Annotated in this window: 17 protein-coding genes; 10 read left to right on the plus strand and 7 right to left on the minus strand. The window is 51.7% G+C overall.

All coding sequences use genetic code 11. From position 1 onward, the window contains the following. The 7 genes from C5S61_RS04005 to C5S61_RS04040 form a co-directional block, all read right to left on the minus strand. Positions 1–2,034 carry an ATP-binding protein gene (locus C5S61_RS04005; RefSeq protein WP_110513809.1) on the minus strand — a complete coding sequence of 678 codons (2,034 nt, stop codon included), beginning with the start codon at positions 2,032–2,034 and terminating at the stop codon, positions 1–3. A gap of 146 nt (positions 2,035–2,180) precedes the next feature. Further along, the gene (locus C5S61_RS04010) at positions 2,181–2,825 is read right to left on the minus strand and encodes a putative DNA-mimic protein (protein WP_110513810.1); all 645 of its coding nucleotides are present in this window, start codon (positions 2,823–2,825) and stop codon (positions 2,181–2,183) included. A gap of 80 nt (positions 2,826–2,905) precedes the next feature. Beyond that, complete coding sequence (locus tag C5S61_RS04015; RefSeq protein ID WP_124033378.1) at positions 2,906–3,658, minus strand: RDD family protein; 753 nt, start codon at positions 3,656–3,658, stop codon at positions 2,906–2,908. A 53-nt stretch (positions 3,659–3,711) separates the two neighbouring features. Beyond that, entirely contained in the window at positions 3,712–4,122 is a 411-nt protein-coding gene (locus C5S61_RS04025; protein ID WP_110513813.1) for a phage holin family protein, read from the minus strand. 95 nt (positions 4,123–4,217) lie between these two features. Then, positions 4,218–7,178, minus strand: a complete 2,961-nt coding sequence (locus C5S61_RS04030) for a S8 family serine peptidase (protein WP_110513814.1) — start codon at positions 7,176–7,178, stop codon at positions 4,218–4,220. A 124-nt stretch (positions 7,179–7,302) separates the two neighbouring features. Beyond that, positions 7,303–8,091 carry an anti-sigma factor gene (locus C5S61_RS04035; RefSeq protein WP_110513815.1) on the minus strand — a complete coding sequence of 263 codons (789 nt, stop codon included), beginning with the start codon at positions 8,089–8,091 and terminating at the stop codon, positions 7,303–7,305. Beyond that, entirely contained in the window at positions 8,091–8,828 is a 738-nt protein-coding gene (locus tag C5S61_RS04040; protein ID WP_240614422.1) for an RNA polymerase sigma factor, read from the minus strand. Before C5S61_RS04040 ends, C5S61_RS04035 begins: the two co-directional genes overlap by 1 nt. A 199-nt stretch (positions 8,829–9,027) precedes the next feature. Here C5S61_RS04040 and C5S61_RS04045 point away from each other — a divergent pair, with 199 nt between their 5' ends. From C5S61_RS04045 to tasC, 10 genes are all read left to right on the plus strand, one after another. After that, a complete protein-coding gene (locus C5S61_RS04045) occupies positions 9,028–10,629 on the plus strand; it encodes an ATP-binding protein (protein ID WP_110513816.1) in 1,602 nt (533 codons plus the stop codon). 106 nt (positions 10,630–10,735) lie between these two features. Continuing rightward, positions 10,736–11,395: a response regulator gene (locus tag C5S61_RS04050; protein ID WP_054535709.1), complete on the plus strand. Its 660-nt coding sequence runs from the start codon at positions 10,736–10,738 to the stop codon at positions 11,393–11,395. A gap of 110 nt (positions 11,396–11,505) precedes the next feature. Next, the gene (locus tag C5S61_RS04055; RefSeq protein ID WP_110513817.1) at positions 11,506–11,802 is read left to right on the plus strand and encodes a PqqD family protein; all 297 of its coding nucleotides are present in this window, start codon (positions 11,506–11,508) and stop codon (positions 11,800–11,802) included. A 2-nt stretch (positions 11,803–11,804) separates the two neighbouring features. Then, a complete protein-coding gene (locus C5S61_RS04060) occupies positions 11,805–12,920 on the plus strand; it encodes a radical SAM protein (protein WP_110513818.1) in 1,116 nt (371 codons plus the stop codon). 21 nt (positions 12,921–12,941) lie between these two features. Further along, the gene (locus tag C5S61_RS26755) at positions 12,942–13,112 is read left to right on the plus strand and encodes a hypothetical protein (RefSeq protein WP_160319522.1); all 171 of its coding nucleotides are present in this window, start codon (positions 12,942–12,944) and stop codon (positions 13,110–13,112) included. Between the two features lie 15 nt (positions 13,113–13,127). After that, positions 13,128–13,958 carry a phosphoenolpyruvate carboxykinase (ATP) gene (locus C5S61_RS04065; RefSeq protein WP_110513819.1) on the plus strand — a complete coding sequence of 277 codons (831 nt, stop codon included), beginning with the start codon at positions 13,128–13,130 and terminating at the stop codon, positions 13,956–13,958. Further along, entirely contained in the window at positions 13,936–14,382 is a 447-nt protein-coding gene (locus C5S61_RS04070) for a S24 family peptidase (protein WP_110513820.1), read from the plus strand. The genes C5S61_RS04065 and C5S61_RS04070 overlap by 23 nt, the downstream gene beginning before the upstream one ends. A gap of 2 nt (positions 14,383–14,384) precedes the next feature. Continuing rightward, the gene (locus tag C5S61_RS04075) at positions 14,385–17,438 is read left to right on the plus strand and encodes a C25 family cysteine peptidase (protein WP_110513821.1); all 3,054 of its coding nucleotides are present in this window, start codon (positions 14,385–14,387) and stop codon (positions 17,436–17,438) included. A gap of 140 nt (positions 17,439–17,578) precedes the next feature. Beyond that, complete coding sequence (srt, locus tag C5S61_RS04080) at positions 17,579–18,460, plus strand: dedicated sortase (protein WP_110513822.1); 882 nt, start codon at positions 17,579–17,581, stop codon at positions 18,458–18,460. A 30-nt stretch (positions 18,461–18,490) separates the two neighbouring features. Continuing rightward, positions 18,491–20,962: a sortase-dependent surface protein TasC gene (gene tasC, locus C5S61_RS04085; RefSeq protein WP_110513823.1), complete on the plus strand. Its 2,472-nt coding sequence runs from the start codon at positions 18,491–18,493 to the stop codon at positions 20,960–20,962. The last annotated feature ends 30 nt before the right edge of the window (positions 20,963–20,992 follow it).

Consider the following 20,992-nt stretch of genomic DNA (forward strand, 5'->3'; position numbering starts at 1 on the left):
TTATTTCACTGCTGGCTCATATGGAATGGTAAATGAGAATGTACTGCCTTGACCTTCAGTGCTTTCGACCCAAATTCGCCCACCATGGGCTTCTGATGCAAGTTTGGCAAAGGCTAAGCCCAAGCCAGTGCCTTTGCGTTGGCCGGCAACCTGCACAAATTTATCGAAAATCTTGGCACGGTAGCTTTCAGGAATCCCTGGCCCCGCATCAATTACACTCCAACAGATTGTCTGTTGGTTATTATCGGCTAGTTGGCGCACGCGGATTGTAACACTTCCATCAACTGGCGTAAATTTAATCGCGTTGTCGAGCAAGTTTTGCAGCACCCGCACAATTTTATCTTGGTCAGCATCGATAATTGGCAAGTTCAATGCCATATCAAGGTTGACGCTGATATTCAGGCTGCGCGCCGAGTTAATTAGGCGCTCAGAGGCGCGATCGGCAATTTCGTAGGCCGAGCATGGCGCACGATTGAGCACCAACTCGCCTGCTTCCATCTTGCTAATATCGAGCAAGGTGTTGATCATGCCGACCATTTCTTGGCTGCTATTGTTGGCAATATCGAGCAATTCGCGTTGTTGGTCGTTGATCGGGCCAGCAAAACCGCGCCGCACCATGGTCATTCCATTGATGATCGCCGTCAGCGGGGCGCGTAAATCGTGCACCAACATGCCCATATAATCTTCGCGAATTTGGGCTAGTTGATATTCCTCACTAATATCGTGAAACACAATCAGCGTGCCAATCACATTGCCAAAATTATTGCGCACAGGCAACGGCTCTTGGCGCACATAGCGGGTGCGGGGCCGTAGCACTTCAATTTCGTAGGCTTCGCTATTGGGCAATTCGTTGACCACTCGCGATTGCTCTTTGATGCGTGCCAGAATATCGCTGCCAGCCTCGCCGATGATATGTCGCCATTCCCAGCCAAACAATTCGCCGAGCATCGGGTTGGCGGTCAGCACCAGATCATCAGGATCGATCATCAAAATGCCGTCGGTGGTTGAGTTGAGCAGCGCTTGCAGGCGGTTGCGGTTTTGCGAAACTTCGTGAAAGAGATTGGCATTATCGATTGCCACGCCCACCGTGTTGGCCATTGCTTGCAGGCGTTGGGTATCTTCGGCGTTAAACACGCCTTCCAATTTATTGAGCAATTGAATTACGCCGATTTCACGATTTTTCACCAGCATGGGCACGCACAAAGCTGAGCGGGTTACAAAGCCCACATCTTCGCTGACCCGCCGATAGAAGCGCGGATCGTTTTGCGCATCGAGCACAACGACTGGTTGGCGGGTGGTAATTGCGGCCCCGACCAAGCCTTGGCCAGGTGGCACGCGCACGCCAGCTAATTTTTCCTCGCCTGCCTCGAGCGTCATCACAAAAACCAACTCGTTGGTAGCAGGATCGAGCAGCAGCAACGACCCAGCTTCAACCTGAAAATATTCGTTGATCTTTTTGACCACCAAGCGATAGACTTGGCGTGGATCAAGTGATGAGGTGATGGTAGCAGCAATATCGTTGAGGGTGTTAATTTCTTGGTTGCGTTTGGCGGTATAGTCTTTGAGCTGCAAGGCCGAAATTGCCAAGGCCACATGCTGGGCCAACAACTGAGCGGCCTCAATCGCAGCGCTCGACCAACGGCCTTTCTTGGGCAACAACAAGCCTAAAAAGCCAATGCGTTGCTGGCTTGCGGTTAATGGCAAAACCAACAATTGAGCTTGGGCGCTCTCATCGTCGCTTGGCAGGGTTGGCGTGTTATGTTCAATCGTTTGGGCAATTGCCTGATCGAGCAATTTTTGGCTGGCTTTGCTTGGGTTGCCATACAGATATGGCGCAGGCGAAGCGTTATGATGTTCGTTATCGAGCAGCCCTAGCTTAACTACTTCGACCCCAAAACCAGTAGCACACCATTCGGCCACTGTAGCGAGCAAAGTCGCAAGATTTGCTGCGTTGTTGATTGCCTCGGCAATCGCCAACAACTGAAAACCGCCAATTGGACGTGCGTGATGTTGGGTAGTTGCAACGTCAGCCATAGGTATTGTGCTCAAATCGTAGATTTCAGGCTTCTCTGAGGGAAATTATACTGTAGAGCATGCCCCAAACGCAAGGAGATTTACGAGTAAAATAAACCCCACGCCAGTGGTACAACCAGCGTGGAGCCATGCGACTTAGGCTACAATTACCACAAAATCAAGGGTAAATTGTTTTCGATACTATGCTGGGCAGCAGCGCGCAGTTCGTGCAACGCTTGGTGAGCAGCTTGGCCTTCAGCACTGCGCAAATTGTGAACTTGGGCTTCGAGTTCGGCCAATTCGCGGGCCAAAGCAACTGATGAACCGAATGAGACAACATCTTCGCTGCCTTCTTCGCTCCATTCTTCGTCGTCGCTTTCTTCGCCTTCGTAGCTCAACCAAATTGGCTCAGCAAAATCGACTGGCAAATAGTAGCCACCTTCGCCTTGATGGTTGATCAAGTGTGGGTACTTGGTTTGGCTTTCGCCTTCCCAAATATTGGCCAACACCGGGTCAACTTCATCATCTTCGAGGGTTGCTGGCAAGTTTTCCAAGTCGCTGCCTTTTTCTGAGTGAGCAGCTAAACGGCGCAAATTGTAGAGATCGGCAAATGTCGCAATGCCGCCGTTGTACACTTCTGCTCCTGGCATTGAAAGCAGGTCAACCTCAACGCCTTCTTCGCGCAACAGGTCTTGAACATCTTCAACCCAAGCTTTTTCTTCTTCAAACATTGCTCGATCATCTTCTGGGCTGACGGTGATCATCGAGCCTACTACTAAATCTAGCTCATGAGTTGGCGTACCATCGGACATGAGAGAAACTCCTTGTTATGTGCAAACACGCCCCTAAGGCGAACTTAGGAGCGTGTCCATTATACCATGCTCGTTGTTACTTATGCCCGAACAACCAAGGTATCGGCAACTTTATCGTGCAAGGCTTGCTTTTGGGGGTCCCACAATGGCCAGAGATAGTCTAGCAGCACAGCAATGCTAAACGCAAAGTTAATCAGGCTGAAGATGCCGATACCTGTAAGACTATCCCCAAAGGAGATAATCCCAACCAAGAGGCTTACAGCCGATGAGGCAAAGGTGATTGCCAAGCGTTTGGCGGCGGCAACAAAATCCATTGCTTGGTTGTTGCGCCGAATCACCCGAATATTTAATACTTTCTTGCCAAGCGTTTGGCCAGTTGTGCCATGGAAATAGATGAAATAGCCATAAGTGATCACCAAGTTAAGCAAGGTGCCAATAATTAACATCCCAATACTGCTGGCGGTGCGGTTTCCAGTGAGGTTGAAGCTGGCTGCAAAACCGCCACCAGTAATCAAGCTCACAATCACCGAAGGAATGATCAACACCAACACATCTAGGATATAGGCTCCTAAGCGTGCACCCCAGCCCGCGTACATGCCGGCGGCATTTGGTACTGCATAACCGCCTTGGACAAAGGGTTGCTGGCCGTATGGCTGTTGACCATAGGGCTGCTGTGGTTGCTGGCCATAGGGCTGTTGGCCGTATGGTTGTTGCGGTTGCTGGCCATAGGGTTGCTGTGGTTGCTGTGGTTGCTGTGGCTGCTGACCATAGGGTTGCTGTGGCTGCTGGCCGTAAGGATTATTTGGATCTTGTGGTTGGTATGGATTACTCATAAGGGCGTTCCTTTCAACACAATCAACGAATACCTAATTTCAACCTATCTTCTCTAGCGGCGGCTGCGTTCGCGTTTCTCATCGCCATCGCCAACAACAGCGGTCAATACAATACTGATCAACGAAATAACAATCGAGCCAATCAAGGCGGTTGCAAAATCTTCTACGTAAAACTGTAAGCCTAAATCTTGCGCTATCCGTGAAGTCAAAAGCAACATGCCTGCATTGATCACAAAGATAAATAAACCAAGCGTCAGAAGTACGAGCGGACATGATAAAAGTTTCAGGACTGGACGTACTAAAGCATTAATTAAGCCAAAAATTAAACTAACCGCCAATAAGGTCTTAATATCAATACTGAGCGGTTGATTGATTGAACTAACGCCGCCACTAATGCCAGGCACAATATAGACAGTGATGCCAATTGCCACTGCATTAATCAACCAACGAATGATTAAACTCATTCCAGCAACCTTCCTATGCCAAACCAAATCCAGCAGGCTTGATTATCGCACGCTGGCTTGGGCAAATGCAACCCTTGATTTAAGCCAGTTTGATGTTATGGCTCAGCCAACGGGTTACTAATCACAATCGTATTGGCGTAGGTTTGATAGGGGGCCATTTGCAAGCCCACATTTGCTGAAACCCGCAGTTGCGGTTGGCGTGGATCATTCGTGTTGAGCTGCACAACGCCAAATGCTGGATGCTGCAACCATGCCATTGCACCAAAGCCTTTGAGCTGAACCTGCATAATCGCCTGTTGATTGGGGCCAATTGTCAAACTGCTTGGCAGCACCCCAAGCCATTGCGAACTACTTGGTTGATTGCGTAAGTGCCAATTTTGGGTTGTCAGATATTCATGGCTTTGATGACAACCAATGGCCTGGCCCAAACTCGTCGTGCTATGCGTGCCAATTCCCCAACGACTGGGCACTCCATCCATTGCTGCATAACGATACTCGACCAAACCATCGCGCTTAATGATGATTTGAAAGCTATAAGTTGGAGCTGGCGTAACAATATGTTCATCTTGCCAAAGTGGCACGGCTTCGAAACTAGCTACAAACGTTTCAGGGTCGAGGTTGCCAGCCCGAATAATGCCACCCTGCGACGGATCAAGATCAGCCCAGAAGGCGGCAAAGGTGGCATTCGGCAGATTGTTGGCGGGAAAACAGTTGGAACTGGGGGCTGAAAATCCAGTTGGATTCAACGAAACCCAGCCATTTGAGCTAAGGTAGATTTTGTTGGCTAATCGGCCAAATAAAGGCGCATGAAAACCCAAATCCAACGCATCGGTATACACTTGGTCGTCTTTGAGTTTTAGCTCAGCCAACCCAGTTGTAGCATATAACGCAACGTTTGGCGCTGGCGTAATCTGCCAATCTTGATTAGGAATCTGAGGCTTAATCGTCAAGGGTTGCGTTCCAAGATTGGTAAGGGTAAGCGGAATTGTGCGTTGTTCGGCAAAGCTGAGGGTTGCACTAATTATAGGAATTTCAGCTTGCACATGGGGAATATCAGGGGTCATTGTCACAAGTTTGGTGGTTTGCAGCGCCAGATCAACGCTAGCGCTATTTGGATGGTAGCCATTGGCTTGGGCATTTAGCTGATGGCTATCGATGGTTAGCGTCATGGTGTAACGCCCAGATTGATCGGTGTACACTGAAGGGCCATTACCAATGGTGACCCGCCCATAGACTCCGCGCCCATGCCAAAAATCGACCAGTTGGCCAGTAAATTGGCTGGTGTTGGGGGCTGCTTGCACCAATAGCTCTAGCTCAACGGTCGATGTGCTTGCGCCTGCGACAATTAGCACATTGGCTCGATAGCTGCCTTGGGTGCTTACTTGGCGGCTATCCAAGGTAATGGGAATCGTTATTTGGGCGTTGGCGGGAACCACCAATTGCTCTGGGAGATTGAGCCACGCTACATCGACTCGCGCATCGCTCACTGCGGCATAGGCATCGACGCTGCCCCAACCATAGACATTATTCGGGCGAGCTGTGGCCGAATCGCCACATTGAGCTGAATAGCGGGGCACTGTTGTATCAGTTAATAAAGCTTGGGTTGCCGCTAAATTGCCAATATATTGCGGGTTGGCCGACCAAATTAATGCGGCAATGCCACTGACATGTGGCGCAGCCATCGATGTTCCATTCATGAGCATGGTTGAGCCATCGGGCCAGGCTGACGGCACGCGCACGCCAGGGCCGCTCAGATCGGGATTGGTGCGGCCATCGCTGGTTGGGCCGCGTGAAGAAAAATCGGCGATTAGGTTATTGCTATCAACCGCTCCGACGCTGAATACATTGGGATTATTGCCTGGTGCGGCGCTGGTTCGACAGCCATCACTGCCCAAATTGCCAGCAGCAAAGACGCTCATAATTCCTGCTGCATCCCAGGCGCTGATGTAGCCGCTATACCATGTGCTTTCGCCGAAGCCGCCCCACGAATTGTTAATGATATGAGGCCGCAAATCTGGGCGCGGATCACAGGCAATCTGCTGATTGCGTTCGCAACCAACCCGCGTTGGAGCTAGCATCCATTGGGCGCTACGTATTAACGCTGCTTCGCTGCACGTCCACACATCACATGCTCTGGCGGCAATCCAGCGGGCAGCGGGTGCAACTCCCAAGGCCATACCTTGGCGATCATTCGTCCCAGCCATACTGCCCATCGTATGCGTGCCATGGCCAGCGGGATCGGTTGGCAAACGATATTGGTAGGTCGGATCAAACCAGTTGTAATCGTTGCTCAAGCCATTGGCCGACCAGCCGCGATAATTTTTGAGCAAGGCAGTATGGCTGACGGTTACGCCGGTATCAATATTGGCAACCACAATCCCTTGGCCGCGCACGCCCCAATCGCCCCATACTTGCGGCGCATTGACTGAGGTTACGCCCCAGGCGAAATTCTCCGGTGAAGTCGCTGGGGTTGTGGTTAAATGAGGATTATTCCATTCTTGATTGGCTGCAATGCTGGCAACTGCAGGCTGCTGGGCCAAATCCAAGGCCAATTGCTGATCGCCCTCGATAATCAGGCTATTGACAATCCACAGCGATTGAACCGTTACGCCTTGGCTGCGCAGCTGATCAATTAATGGTGCTTGGGTCTGTTGGGCATGCTCAGTTAATGTTTTGTAGACATAATCGCCACGTTCAGCCCAATCGCTGATGGTGTTAGCTTGGCTGAGATCTGCTTGATCGGCCAAAAATACGAGCATTGTTTGGGGTTGATTGGCGGCTTTGCGCCAGTTGCTCAGTAAATTGGGGTCGATTTTCTGCGCAAAGCTAGGTACACGCACTCGCAACGCAGGCTTTGGCTGGCGTTGGGTTTGGCTGGCTGGCCACGCCTCATAGAGCTTAATTGTGCGTTGCGGCTGACCACGATTATCGAAGGTTAGCCCGCTGTTGGTTACGCTGGCAATCGGCACAATAAACTGAACGGTTTGGGTTGTTTGGGCACTGACCGAGGGTAAAAGACTGAAAATGAGCAGGCCAATTGATAAAACTCGCCACATAGCACCACCTCACAGTTACAGCATAGCCATGATTAAACCATGAATTGAGTGATGCGGCTAGTTTCCCAATAGGCCTATTTTTAGCGTGCCAGCCACCCTCAAATTGAGCGTGGCTGGGTTGATTTTAGAGGTTGCCTGCCAAAACGGTCGTTCCTGGAACGCTTTGTGCTCCGCCAGCTACTTCAATTGTAACCATTACTTGTTGAAAATCATTAACCTGGCTATCGGCAGTGATCACCAATTGGGCATGGCCATTGGTGCTGACCGAAAATTGATCACTGGGAATTGGCTCTTGCCCAGCTCGGGCCAACCAAAACTGATAAACCTGACCTTCAGGCAATGGCTGAAGCCCATCGACCACTAAGACGGCAGTTTGATTGCCTGGCTGCATATACATCGTGCCAACAGCTGTGGGCGATTGCTCAGTGCCAGCCAATTGGCGCGAAGTAGTCGTTTGGGCAACCACAAACGAAACCGCTTGTTCTGCTTTGGCAATCCGTTCATCTGCTTGGACACGCCGAATGCGCTCATCTGCAACTTCGCGTTCAAGCCCAGCAACATCGGAGCGTAATTGATTATTTTCGCCACGCAGGCCAATATTCCAGCCACCCAAGGCCACCAAAAGCGCCAAAGTGAGTGCCCATGCCAGCGAAAGCCGTCGGGCAGTCGGACGGGTGATTGGGCTAGTTTGCTTGCTTGCTCGAGCACGGGCCAACAACTGTTGCTTAACCAGCGGTGTTGGTTGCACTTTCGGCGCAGCCAAGGCAAGTTGATGAACAGTCCGTTGCAACTGCTGAATTTTTGTGCGCAGCAGTGGATTATTCGCGATTTGAATTTCGACCGATTGTTGCTCGTCGGCACTTAAAATGCCAAGCGCATACCCAATCAAGAGTTCTTCTAATTGTGTATCCATTATTCGTTCCACTGATGTGTACCCAAAAGATCGCGCAGTTTCAATAGGCCAAGCCGGACACGAGTTTTAATCGTGCCTAAGGGATTGCCTAATTTATCGGCAATTTCGCGCTGGGTCAGCCCACTGAAATAGGCCAACTCCAAGGCTTCGCGTTGTTCGGCAGAAAGCGACTGCATGGCTGAGCGCACGACTGAGCGTTGTTCGCCAAGCCAAACCACCTCTTCAATATCAGCATCGTCGGCAATCGACTCAAGCAACGGTCGCTCTGGATCGTCGTAGGCAGCTTGAGGTCGCGCTGCTCGTCGCCGCAGTTCGTCAATGCTTAGGTTGCGGGCGATTCCAAAGAGCCATGGGGCACAATTGCCACGGCTATTATCAAAAGTGCTCGCTCGTTGCCAAACCCGCCAAAAAGCCTCTTGGGTAATTTCTTCGGCGATCTCGCGTTGACGCACGATTTTGAGGGCAATCCCCATCACGGTAGCAGCGTAGCGGTCATAAAGCTGCGATAATGCTTGCTCATCGCCTTGGGCAATCCGTCGAATCAGTACGTTATCGCCCAATGGATCGCCTGGCATTGGGCGTTGATTATCGTTAATAGGCACTACGTCCGATGAGTCCGAACGGATGGTTGAAGCAGCCCACCACAAACCAATCTGGCTGCCCATTTGGGCGAACCATGACGGTTTGGGACTGGCTTTAACCGTGCCTAAACGAAAAGTTGGTCGTGCAAATACCATCAGTACCTCAATTTGAGTGATGAGTACGCGCAGCATTAAACACGAAAATCTGGAATTGGTACTCAGCAACATTTGGTTTCATCGTGAATCATTGTATCATACTCATTAATCAGTCCATGAGGCGATTTTCGGCTCCCCTTGTGGCTTGAAACTCGGTGTTATAATTTTTAGCATAAGCCGCATAGCTGTGGAGTATCCTATGGCCGCGAATGAACCTAGTCCGGTGCCAAGCCCCGAAGATTCATATCAGCGTTTGCGAACCGAGTATGAACGGTTGCAGTTGCTCTATAGCCTCGCTCAACAGTTTGCGACGATGTTAAGTTTGCCGAATGTTTTGCAACATGTGCTTTCGGCCACAACGCGCTTTACCAACGCGGTACGTGGCAGCATCTTTTTATATGGCGAGCACGACGAAGTGCAAATGCATTTGCTCTCCGAACGCTTTCAACAAGCGCGTTTAACTCCTTTTACTAACCGCATTTTGCGCGAAGGCTTAGCTAGTTGGGTGCTGAAACACCGCCAAAGCGCCTTAATTGCCGATACTAACCTCGACGAACGTTGGATCGATTATCCCAGCGATACTTTGGATGTGCGTTCGGTGCTGTGCGTGCCGCTGTTGCGCGGGCGACGGGTGCGTGGGGTTTTGACCTTGGTGCATCCCGACATCGATTTTTTTACCATGGATGATGAAGCACTGCTGAATGTCATTGCTCAGCATGCAGCCATGGCGATTGAAAATGCCCAGTTGATTGCCGATATTAATGATGAGCGGCGCAAATTCGAGGGAGCCTTCACCGCCATGGAAGAAGGCTTGATTTTGGTCGATGGTGATGGCCGCATCCACTTTGTTAATCCCCAAGCTTTGGCTTTTTTCGCGGTTACGCCGCCAGTGCCCGAGCATCTCAAAGAGCTTTCGCAACCAGTTTTGGCCTTATTCAAAGAAGCCCAACAAACTGGCGATAGTGTACGAGCCGAGATTGTGCTTGAGCAAAATCCGACCACCGATCTGGCCATCCATATTGCTTATATTCCGATTTTCAGCGAGCAAGAAGATTGGTGGACGATTGTGCTCCACGATATTACGCGGCTGAAGGAATATGATCGGCTTAAAACCCAGTTTGTCGCCAATGCTTCGCATGAATTGCGCACGCCGTTGGCCAACATTAAGCTCTATGCCCGTTTGGCACAGCAAGTTAAGGCTAAAACCAAATTGCCCCAATATCTCGAAACTATTGCAAGCGAAGCTGGGCGCTTGGAGGCGATTGTTGAAGATTTGCTGACGCTGACCCGTTTGGATAGCGGTTTGATGCACAGCAATCCTGAGTGGGTGGATATTATCGAGTTGCTGCGCAATTTGGCCCAAACCTATCGCCCATTGGCCGAAGCGCGCGAACAACGCTTGATTTTTCAAGAATGCACCAGCAACTTACCTGCGCTATGGCTCGCGCCTGATCAATTTATGCGGGTGGTTGTGAACTTGCTGAGCAATGCCCTCAAGTTTACGCCCGATGGTGGCACGGTCACCCTCTCGGTTGACCGCCAGATTCAAGCTGGGCGCGCGGGCACGATTATTACGGTCGCTGATACGGGGCCGGGCATCGCAGTCGAACATCAACAACGCTTATTTGAACGTTTTTATCGCGGTAGCAACCCAACCGAGAGTGGGAGCGGCTTAGGTTTAGCCATTGTTCGCGAGTTGCTGGCCCTGATGGGCGGCACCATTTCGGTCGCCAGCACCGTTGGTCAAGGTTCGCAATTCACCTGTTGGTTGCCCTTGGAACAACATAGCCATACCGCATGATTACTCACTTAACCGTAATTCTGTTCGTAAACTCTCACCCCTACAGTGGATATGCATTGTCTGTTTTTTACCTGTTTTCGCATCTGTTCTGAAGAAGGAGTACCCCATGCGGATCCTGATTGTTGATGATCATCCAGTGTTTCGTGAGGGGGTACGTGCCCTACTCGAAACCCACGATGAGATGGAAGTTGTTGGCGTGCTTGGGCATGGACGCGACGCTGCGGTAGTGGCGAAAGATCAATTTGTTGATGTAGCGCTGCTCGATGTGAGCTTGCCTGATATGCCTGGCTATGAAGTGTGCCGCACGATTGTTGAAGCATCGCCGCGCACGCGAGTTTTGATGCTGACCGCCAACGATACCAATGATGTGATTCGCCAATCGTTGGCCGCTGGGGCTGCTGGCTATGTGCTCAAAACCGAAGATCCTTCGCGCTTGATTAGCCATATTAGCGCAGTTGCTCAAGGCGAAACTGTTTTGGCTGGCCCGATTGCTCAAAAAGTGGTACGTCAACTGTTGGAAGGCCCACAGCCAACTGTCTCGACCAAAACCAACGATGCCTTGAACGCCCTAACCGAGCGCGAACGCCAAGTCTTTTTCTTGGCCGCCGAAGGTCGCCGCAACAGCGATATTGCCCAACAATTAATTCTCAGCGAAGAAACAATTAAAACCCATTTACGCAATATTTATAGCAAATTAGGGCTAGGGAATAAAGCTGAATTGCGCTTATTTGCGGTGCAAGCTCGGCTCGCGCCACCGCAAGTCTAAACTAAAAGTCCCACAATCGAGGGATACAACAGGGCTTGGACGTGGAGATCAGTTCATGCTAAGATGAAAATCATTGCAATTGCTAACCCTTGTGGTTTGAGTAGACACTTATGAATGAGCACGCTCCACAACGATTTGTCCGTGATCCGGCGATTGTTACCCGTAGCATTGGGAGTGAAACGGTGTTGGTTCCTGTGCGACCAAACACCGCCGCCCTCAATGCTATTTTTGCGCTTAACGAAACCGCCGCGCTGGTTTGGCAGGCTTTGGCAACGCCCCAAAGTTTGGCCGAATTGATTGAGCATGTGTGTGCCGAATACGATGTTGAACCGCGCGCCGCCCAAGACGATCTGATTCCGTTGTTGGAATCGATGCTTGAGGCCGCCGTTATTCAGGAGGTTGCCTAAGCATGGAATTATGTGCAGAAACCAACGATGCGGCGTTCAATGTCCGATTATCAGCTTTGGGGCGCGTGCCAGTTTCGATGTCGTTTGAGTTGACCGAGCGCTGTAACTTAAATTGCCAACATTGCTATATCAACTTGCCAGTCAATCATCAAGCTGCTCGTCAACGCGAACTTTCAACCGATGAGTGCAAACGCTTGCTCGACGAGATGGCGGCGGCTGGCACGCTGTGGTTATTGCTCACTGGCGGCGAAATTATGGTGCGCCGCGATTTTGAAGAGTTATATCTTTATGCCCGCAACCTTGGCTTTGTGATTTCGATTTACACGAATGCTACCATGGTTACCCGCCAACGGGCCGAATTTTTGAGCAACTACAAGCCGCATTTGGTCGAAGTGACGCTCTATGGCGCAACCGCCGAAACCTACGAAACCGTGACGCGCGTGCCTGGCTCGTTTGCCAAGTGTATGCAAGGCTTGGCGCTGCTGGCCGAATATGAGCTAGACGTGGTGCTCAAAACCGTGCTGCTCAATATTAATTCGCACGAATTTTTGGCCATGAAAGCTGTATCCGAGCACTATGGCTGGGATTTTCGCTACGACGGCATGATTCACCCACGTCTAAATGGCGATCGCTTCCCCACCACCTTGCGGCTGAGTCCAGAAGAATTGATTGCAATCGAAAAACTCGATCCCCAGCGGGTTGAGGAATGGCAGGATTATTGCAACGGCTTTTTGGGCTACCAAATGAAGGGTGGCGAAAAAACTTTCACCTGTGGCGCTGCCAATAAATCGGGCCATGTCGATGCCTATGGGATGGTCAGCCCGTGTATGATTACCCGCACGCGCGCTGTCGATTGGCGGGCAACCAATTTTATGGATGTGTGGGATGGCTACTTGGCCGAAGTGCGCGAAACTCGCAACACCGAAGCCACTGCTTGCCACTCCTGCGAAATGTCACTGGTTTGTACCAATTGTCCAGGTTGGTCGACCTTAGAGCGTAACAGCTTGGAAAATCGCCCAATCGATTGGGTGTGTGATAGCACGAAGGCGCGGGTTTCAGCGTTTGCTGAAAATGCCGACCGTTGGATCAATAATGCAATTTGTCTAGAGGTTCGCTAACCGCGTACCGGAGGATGTCTCATGGCACAACAATCATCAACCAAGCCAGAACGCAAGCCCCGCAAAGCCTATGTCAAACCAACCATCGAAACGGTTGGCTTGCGGATTAAAGAAGATGTGTTGGCCGTGTGCCGCACCACCAGTAGCGCCACCTCGGGCGCAAACTGTAAAATCACGCCTTGCTTTAGCTAAGCGTTCTTTTTTGCGATGTTGATGCTTTCCATTGGCGGTTGTCGAATTGCGCTTGATCTGCCAGCGTGGCCAGCCATGGTCGACCAGCAATTTCAAATCAATGCTGCAACCGCCGATCTTCAGATTCACACCTGTGCTGCCGCTGACCGCTACCCGCTTGGTCAGCGGCTTTTTCAGGCCGATCAGGTTTGGGCGCTCTGGCAGCACGAGCATGTGCGCAGTATCGTCGGCCACCCGCCAACCCATGCCGAGCCATTGTGGGTGCTGCAACAAACCGCCGCCGATACATGGTTGCTCAGCCATGATCCAAGTGTTAGCGCCGCCGAAGTGCTATTCGATTATCCAGGCTTGCAGTTGATCTTAATTGAATGGCTGAGCGCCAATCAAGGTGGCTTGCTGCATGCCTGTGGCGTGGTTGATGCAGGGCAGGGCTTGCTGTTGGTTGGCCCGCCAGGCGTTGGCAAATCAACCTCGGCTCGCCTTTGGCATAGCGCGGGAGCCAGCATTCTGAGCGATGATCGGGTGATTGTGCGTTGGCATGCCGACCAGCTTTGGGCCTATGGCACGCCATGGTATAGCAGCGCTGGCTTGATCGCGGCCCAAGCCGCCCCAGTGCGGGCAATTTGCTACCCCAGCCATGGCCAAACCAACCAAGCCACGCGTTTAAGCAGCGCCCAAGCTTTGCGCCATTGGTTGCCCGAGCAATTTCTGCCCTTGTGGAATCCAATCGCGCTTGACCAAGCCTTGGAGCTTGCCGATTATGCTACCAGCAAAGTGGACCAATGGCACTTGGCGTTTGTGCCCGATTCTGAGGTAATTAGCTATGTGCGCCAACTCCTTGGCTGAACGGGTGCTCAGCGCCGCCGAGGCCTACGACTTGGCGCAGCTGGTTGTGCAGGCAGGTGGCAGGCTACAGCTCCAAGTGGCGGGCCGCAGTATGCAGCCAATCCTGCCCGACCAAACCTTGGTGACAATTGCTGATTTGCCAGCAACTATTGGCTTGGGCAGTGTGGTTTTGGCTGATGTTGGCCAACGCGTGGTTATGCATCGGGTGCTTTGGCGCAAACAGCAGCGATATTTGATTGCTGGCGATGCCTGCCCCTATTTCGATGGCTGGATCGAACGCTCAGCAATTGTGGCCCAAGCTGTTGCTTGGCAAACCCCAAATACGCGCTTGACGCTCAATCTGCTTCGGCGTTGCGCTCAATGGATTTTGGCGTGGCTGCGCCATGCGCGACGTTGGTTTATCAAACGTAACTATCTGAGGTAACTATGCTCCAGCGTTGGTTAATTGGCTGTTTGGTGATGTCGATGGTGCTGATTCGGCAGCCGGTGGTAGCCCAAATTGCTCCCGCTCCGCTGACGATCCAACGCCATGGCCAGCGTGTGCAAATTAGCGTTCAGCTGCCAAAACCAAATCTGCAAGCCAATGCAATTCGCTTGGCTGGCTGGCAGAATGATGCCACAGCCGATCAACCAGCCTTGCCGCGTTCAGCCCACTGGTTGGTTGTGCCAACTGGCTATCGATTACAGCTCAAATCGGTTGTCGCCAACGATCTACAAGCCTATCATCAGCAACTACAACTCAACCCGACCAGTGGTTGGGAAGTTGACCCATTGCAGCCAAGTAAAGCCGTCGCAACCAGCTCCCCAAGCACTGCGCTCAAACAAACTCAGTATCCAGCGGCCTGGGCGAGCCTTGGTCAGTCTGTCCAAGTGCGCGAGCAAGTGCTTGTGCCATTGACGATTTTTGGGGCGCAATGGCAACCAGCCAAGCAGCAACTCCTTTTGCCAAATTCGATTGATATTAGCCTCGAATTTGTGGCTGATTCCACGCAACGCAAGCTGCGGCCTGATCCAGTTTGGAATGATTTGCTACGCCAACAAGTGCTTAACCCCAGCGATTTTGCAGCGCCTGCCTTAGAATCTCAAATGGCGAGCAGCGTGCCCTTGACCACTGGCTTGCGGGTGCGTTTTGCCAAACCTGGCATTAGCGAAATTCGCTGGAGCGATCTCCAAGCAGCGAGTGTGCCAAGCCAATGGATCAACCAAGCGGCCAATTTACAGCTTTGGCAGGGCCGCAAGCAACTGCCACGGTTACTTACCGCGACGGGCATGCTTTTTTATCTCCCGCCCTACAATCGCGATCAAAGCGACGAAGGCAGCGTGATTGTACGCTGGAATTCGCAACAAACAGGCACTGTATTGGTCAGTGAATCAGTTAATTCGGCTAACCCAAGCCTCAATTACTACAACGAAACCCTGCGTTTGGAAGAACAAAAACTCTATTTAAGTGCTTTTCCAACGAGCGGCACAAACCGTTGGTGGTGGCAATATTGGTATAGCCCTGGTGCTGGCCAAACTGCCCAACCCTTGCAGATCAATTGGAATCTTGATAGTGCGACTCGTTTTGATCAGCCAGCCCGTTTGCGTTTGCGCTTGCACGGCGGCAATTTGGGCAATCGCCATCAGGCTGAAATTCGGCTCAACAATCGCTTGCTTACGACCATCACGATAACGGGCCATCAATTGCTTGAGCCAACGATGAGCGTGCCAAGCGGCTGGCTTAGCCCAACCAACCAACTGACGCTTGCGCCGATTGGCAACGAGCGCGAAACCAGCTTTCTCGATTGGGTTGAGCTTGATTATCAGCGCCAATTGCAGGCGGTTGCTGGCGAATTGCAGTGGTCAAGTAATCAGCCAAACCAAACGATCAGCAATATCAGCAGCGAAAATCCGTTGCTGTTTGATGTGCAAACGCCCTTTGCGCCGCGGCGTTTGCTTGGCTGGAATTTGCAGCAAGGCCAATTAAGCTGGCAAACATCGGGCGCGCGCCAGTATTTGGTGCAAAGCCAGCGTCAAACGCCCTTGAGCAGCACATGGTTTAGCCAGCCCGATCTGAGCGCGGTCAGCCAACAAGCAGATTATCTGGTGATTAGCTATAACCCTGCCAACTCCAGCAGTTGGAGCAGCGCCCTGCAACCGTTGCTTGCCCAACGGGCGAGCCAGGGCCTCAAACCATTATTGATCGACGTGCAGCAGATTTACGATCAATTTGGCGATGGGCGAGTTGATCAGCAATCGATTGCCGATTTTATCACGTATGGCTATGCCAATTGGCAGGCTCCAGCGCCGAGTTTCGTGCTGTTGGTTGGCGATGGCACTGCCGATCCGCATGATTACGCCGATAGCATTGGCCACCCAGTTACCAATTTTATTCCGCCCTATTTGGCTGATGTTGACCCGTGGTTGCGCGAAACTGCTGCCGATAATCGCTATGTAACGGTGGCAGGCAGCGACAATTTGCCCGATTTATTTTTGGGTCGCATTCCAGCGCGTTCGCTGAGCGACGTTGAGAATGTGGTCAACAAAATTTTGAGCTATGAAGCTACGCCAAGTGATGCAGCATGGCTGAATAAGCTGCTGTTTATCGCCGATGATCCTGATCAATCAGGCGATTTTCCATGGCTTTCGAATGAAGTTGTGGAGATTTTGCCGCCGACGATTAACGAGCAATTACTGTATTACACGCCAAATAGCAATCTGACTCAATTTCGGGCTGAGATTGTCAACGCAATCAATAGTGGCCAATTTTTGGTCAATTATGTTGGCCATGCAGGAATTGATGTTTGGGCTGAGCCAGCGATTTTTAATCCTCAATCGGTGGCGAGCTTGAATAACACAGCCTTGCCATTGGTGCTTTCATTGAGTTGCTATGCAGGCCATTATCAACAAAACGATCTGGAATCGTTGGCTGAAATGCAGATTTTGAAGCAGCAGCGGGGTGCGGTTGGCATGTGGGCGGCCAGCGGTTTAGGCATCGCTCATGGCCACGATTACCTTGATCGTGGTTTCGTGAATGCAATTATCAACGATGGTTGGCGCTTGGTTGGGCCTGCGACTATTCAGGGTAAGCTTGATTTGGCAGCGGCCAATATCTCGCCTGATTTGCTGGATACCTTTACCTTTTTTGGCGATCCGGCGCTGCGAGTGCCATTGCCAGCGCTGAATAGCTGGCAGCCAAACGCCGATTATTATGAAGTATTGCAATATTCGCAGGCCAATCGGCTAACGCCCTTGGCAAATGATCAAGCCACGTTTAGCCAAATTATCAGCTTTGAGCAGCCACAGCATGGCCGTGCTTGGCTCGATGCAGATCAACAAATCATTCGGTATACGCCAGATCCTGTTTATAATGGGCTTGATTCATTCAGCTACCAAGTGCGCAATTTGAGCCTCAACCAAAGCTTGACGACAACGGTTACAATAAGCGTGACCGCGATCGCGCCGCAGCTCTATCTACCATTGACCGTCGCAGCGCCTTAAGAATTTGCTTGACAATAATCGTGTAAACGATCGCTTTAGTGCGATTTGTAGCCTTTTAGTCCTATTGCGCAATTGTAAAGAGAGCTATATAATTTGCGCCATTCTAGGGATGATTGAAGCATATAGAGTACGAGTTTGTAGTGGTACAACCGCCAACCATCGATTCGACACACGACGATTTGGGCTTGCTTCAAGAATTGCTGGCAGCACCACCACCAGTGCGTTCGTCATTGCATCGACCTGCCCAACTTCGTTCGCTCAAAGAAGAGCGTAAGACTGCACTTCAAGGGTACCGTTTCCGTGGGGTGCTTGATGCTATTTTAGTGCGCTCAGAACGTTTGTTGATCGTTGGGGTAATCATTTTCTTTGGGTATTGGGTAGTCAATATCTATGGCCGCGATTGGTGGTATGCGCGCAGCAATCCGGCTGCTCCGGCCCCAGTCTGGGAAGCACTTGCGCCAGGAGCCAGTGCTGCCGAGCTTGATCAGGTTTTGGGGCAACAACTCCCAGTGATTGCACCAGCGATTAGTGCTGCTGCACCAGATTATCTCGCGCCTGCTCAGGGATTTATTTTACAACCTGCAACGCCAACCCCAACGCCTGATCCCATGAGTCTTGTGCCAAAACGGATTATCGTGCCCACAATGCAACTCGATAGTCCGATCCACGAAGTCTTTTTGCGCGATGGCATTTGGGAAGTTGCCGATTATGCGGTAGGCTATCATCATGGCACAGCCTTACCGGGCAAGGGCAATACTGTTTTTGCTGGGCATGCAGGCATTCGTGGCAGTGTCTTTGGTCGACTGAACGAACTTCAGCTTGGCCACGATATTTACGTTGAAACAGCTGATACTCGTTATCACTATCAAGTCCAAACGATTCAACAAGTTTGGCCAAACCAAGTCGAAGTTATGTATCCAACCGAGCAAGCAATAATCACGATGATTACGTGTACTGCTTGGGACACCCAACGGTTGGTCGTCAAAGCTCGGCTGATTGATCAGGCAGCGCTCTCCTCTTAATTGCGGAGGCAATAGATCGAGGGGTTTCGCATGAAATCTTTTTTTCGTCGGCAACGCCCGACATCCCTCCGCGAACGAGGTAAAGGCAAAGTTCGCTGGACAATCTGGGAGTTAACAGCGCTGGTTGTTAGCATCATTATGATGGCAACGCCATTATTAGCCGCGATTAGCAGTGCTATTTTTCCATTTAATGCTCAGGCTCAAACTACGCCTCGGCCAACATCGGCGGCTACACCAGTAACCCCACTGCCAGCAACGGCTACCCAGACCTATCCGGTGCCAACTGAAACACCGTTGGTAACACCTTGTCCAACCGCAGCACCAACCAACACGCCAACCGAGACCGCAACATCGTATCCAACGCCAGGTACGCCGGGCACACCAACCGATACCCCAAGTGTGACCGATACGCCAACGTCGACTGGCGTGATTTCGCCAACGGATACCCCAAGCGTAACCGATACGCCTGGCTTGCCAACGGATACGCCAAGTGTGACCGACACGCCTGAGTTGCCAACCTCAACCAGCGTGGTTACGCCAACCATCACGACGGTGGTTAGCCCAACCGCAACCAATGTGGTTAGCCCAACTGCTATTCGCGGTGGTATGGGTGGGAGCGCTCGTTTGCACCGACCTTTGGGGCAAACGCCAGATCCATGTGTAACGCCAACGTCACTTATTATTCCGACTGATACTATTCCGCCAGAACTGACCCCAACTGGTACAATTACTAACCCAGTTACGATTACTCCAGATACTCCAACGATTGATCCTTGTTTGATCGCAAGTTGTACCCCAGTTGCTACCGTTCCAACCGATATTGCAACGGCAACCGAAACAACCTTGCCCGCATCGGAACCGATTGCCGTGGCCAAGAGTAGTTCGCGGGCACTCGTTCAGCCTGGAGAGACGTTTAGTTATATCATCACGGTGAGTTTCCAAGATAACGGTGATGGTCAAACCTCGCGCTCAGTCACTATTAGCGACCCATTGCCAAGCCAAGTGACCTTTATTGGCGTGCAGCACCTTGGTACGGCTACCTGTGTTGGCGGCCCAACCGTGAACTGTAATGGTACGGTGACCGCTGGTAATCCAATTGTGGTTACGATCCAAGTGCAAGTTAATGCTAGCGTTGCGCTCGGCACCAGCATCGTCAATACGGTGAGTGCTTCAGCAGCCAATCGTACGCTGCAAGCAAGCGATACGGTGATCGTACCTAGCACCTTGCCAACGACCACCATTGGTACCGCTGGCCCAAGCTTCACGCCAATTGTGATTACGACTACGCCAAATACGCCAATTATCGTGACCAACACGCCAGGTACGCCAATTGTCAATACGCCAGTCACGCCAATTGTCAACACGCCAGTCACGCCGATTGTGACTAATACACCTGGTGGTGGTGGCACGCCAGTTACGCCGATTGTCAACACGCCAGTTACGCCAATTGCTAACACGCCAGTTACGCCGATTGTCAACACAAGCGTGCCGGTTACGACTCGGCCAAACAATACGCCACGGCCAAATCAACCAACCAATACACCACAGCCAAATCAGCCAAGCAATACGCCACGGCCTGATATTACTTCAGTGCCAGCAACCAACGTGCCAGTTGCCACGGTTGTCCCACCAGTCAACCCAACCGCAACGCCACGACCTGGTGCGCCAGTGGCTACGGCAACGCCACGGCCTGGTGGTGGTAGCAACCCAACCGCAACACCACGACCTGGTGCGCCAGTGGCTTCAGCCACCAATGCACCTGCTGGGAGCCAACCAACCAATGCGCCAGCTCCAGCGCCAGCAACCGCAACCCCAACCAATCCTGCTGGTTTCGTCACCGATCCAATTGTGACTGGCTTGCAGTTCCAGAAGAAGAGCGATTGGGGCAGCCGCTTCGCAGGCGAAAGCTTGGTCTATACGATTACGATCATCAGCCCAACCAATTCGTTGAATGCTGGGACGATGCGTGATGTGGTTGTGGTTGATCAATTGCCAAGCAATTTGGAAACCAATGGCCCAATCAAGGTCAGCGACCAAAATGCCCGCGTTGAGCAACAAGGCAACCAAATTACGGTTCGGGTAGGGGTCTTGCCAGCTGGCCAAACCTTAACGATCATGATTCCAGTCAAGATCAAAGATGGTGTGGCAGCGCAAACCCGCATTGTCAACCAAGCTCAGTTGAACTTCACTGGCTTGGCTCAGCCAATCTACTCGAATATTTCGAGCGTCTTGGTGGTTGGAGCAGCGCCTGCAGGCAGCACCACAACCGTACCAAACGCGACCGCTGGTACAGGCGGAGCCGCAACTGCCAATCCAGCAACTGTTACGCCAAATACCGGCGTTGGCAGCGGCCAAGGCAATGGCGATGGCGGCACGACCACCGATGTTGGCACAATCAACCCTGCGACCAACATGGGTATTCCAGCAACTGGCTTTGTGCTCTTCGCCCTGACGATGTTAGTCCACGTTGTGCGGGTTCGTCGCGAAATGACACGCATCTAAACCGCATTAGCTGAACTTAGCAAAAACCCC

The sequence above is a fragment of the Herpetosiphon llansteffanensis genome, from assembly GCF_003205875.1.
GTDB classification, from domain to species: Bacteria; Chloroflexota; Chloroflexia; order Chloroflexales; family Herpetosiphonaceae; genus Herpetosiphon; species Herpetosiphon llansteffanensis.

Excerpts from the sequence above, each read along its gene's own strand:
- C5S61_RS04025 (WP_110513813.1), bottom strand. The coding sequence starts at position 4,122 with ATGAGTTTAATCATTCGTTGGTTGATTAATGCAGTGGCAATTGGCATC.
- C5S61_RS04010 (WP_110513810.1), bottom strand. The coding sequence starts at position 2,825 with ATGTCCGATGGTACGCCAACTCATGAGCTAGATTTAGTAGTAGGCTCG.
- C5S61_RS04060 (WP_110513818.1), top strand. The coding sequence starts at position 11,805 with ATGGAATTATGTGCAGAAACCAACGATGCGGCGTTCAATGTCCGATTA.
- C5S61_RS04065 (WP_110513819.1), top strand. The coding sequence starts at position 13,128 with ATGTTGATGCTTTCCATTGGCGGTTGTCGAATTGCGCTTGATCTGCCA.
- tasC (WP_110513823.1), top strand. The coding sequence starts at position 18,491 with ATGAAATCTTTTTTTCGTCGGCAACGCCCGACATCCCTCCGCGAACGA.
- C5S61_RS04045 (WP_110513816.1), top strand. The coding sequence starts at position 9,028 with ATGGCCGCGAATGAACCTAGTCCGGTGCCAAGCCCCGAAGATTCATAT.
- C5S61_RS04040 (WP_240614422.1), bottom strand. The coding sequence starts at position 8,828 with ATGGTATTTGCACGACCAACTTTTCGTTTAGGCACGGTTAAAGCCAGT.
- C5S61_RS04055 (WP_110513817.1), top strand. The coding sequence starts at position 11,506 with ATGAATGAGCACGCTCCACAACGATTTGTCCGTGATCCGGCGATTGTT.
- C5S61_RS04005 (WP_110513809.1), bottom strand. The coding sequence starts at position 2,034 with ATGGCTGACGTTGCAACTACCCAACATCACGCACGTCCAATTGGCGGT.
- C5S61_RS04050 (WP_054535709.1), top strand. The coding sequence starts at position 10,736 with ATGCGGATCCTGATTGTTGATGATCATCCAGTGTTTCGTGAGGGGGTA.
- C5S61_RS26755 (WP_160319522.1), top strand. The coding sequence starts at position 12,942 with ATGGCACAACAATCATCAACCAAGCCAGAACGCAAGCCCCGCAAAGCC.
- C5S61_RS04030 (WP_110513814.1), bottom strand. The coding sequence starts at position 7,178 with ATGTGGCGAGTTTTATCAATTGGCCTGCTCATTTTCAGTCTTTTACCC.
- C5S61_RS04015 (WP_124033378.1), bottom strand. The coding sequence starts at position 3,658 with ATGAGTAATCCATACCAACCACAAGATCCAAATAATCCTTACGGCCAG.
- C5S61_RS04070 (WP_110513820.1), top strand. The coding sequence starts at position 13,936 with ATGTGCGCCAACTCCTTGGCTGAACGGGTGCTCAGCGCCGCCGAGGCC.
- C5S61_RS04075 (WP_110513821.1), top strand. The coding sequence starts at position 14,385 with ATGCTCCAGCGTTGGTTAATTGGCTGTTTGGTGATGTCGATGGTGCTG.
- C5S61_RS04035 (WP_110513815.1), bottom strand. The coding sequence starts at position 8,091 with ATGGATACACAATTAGAAGAACTCTTGATTGGGTATGCGCTTGGCATT.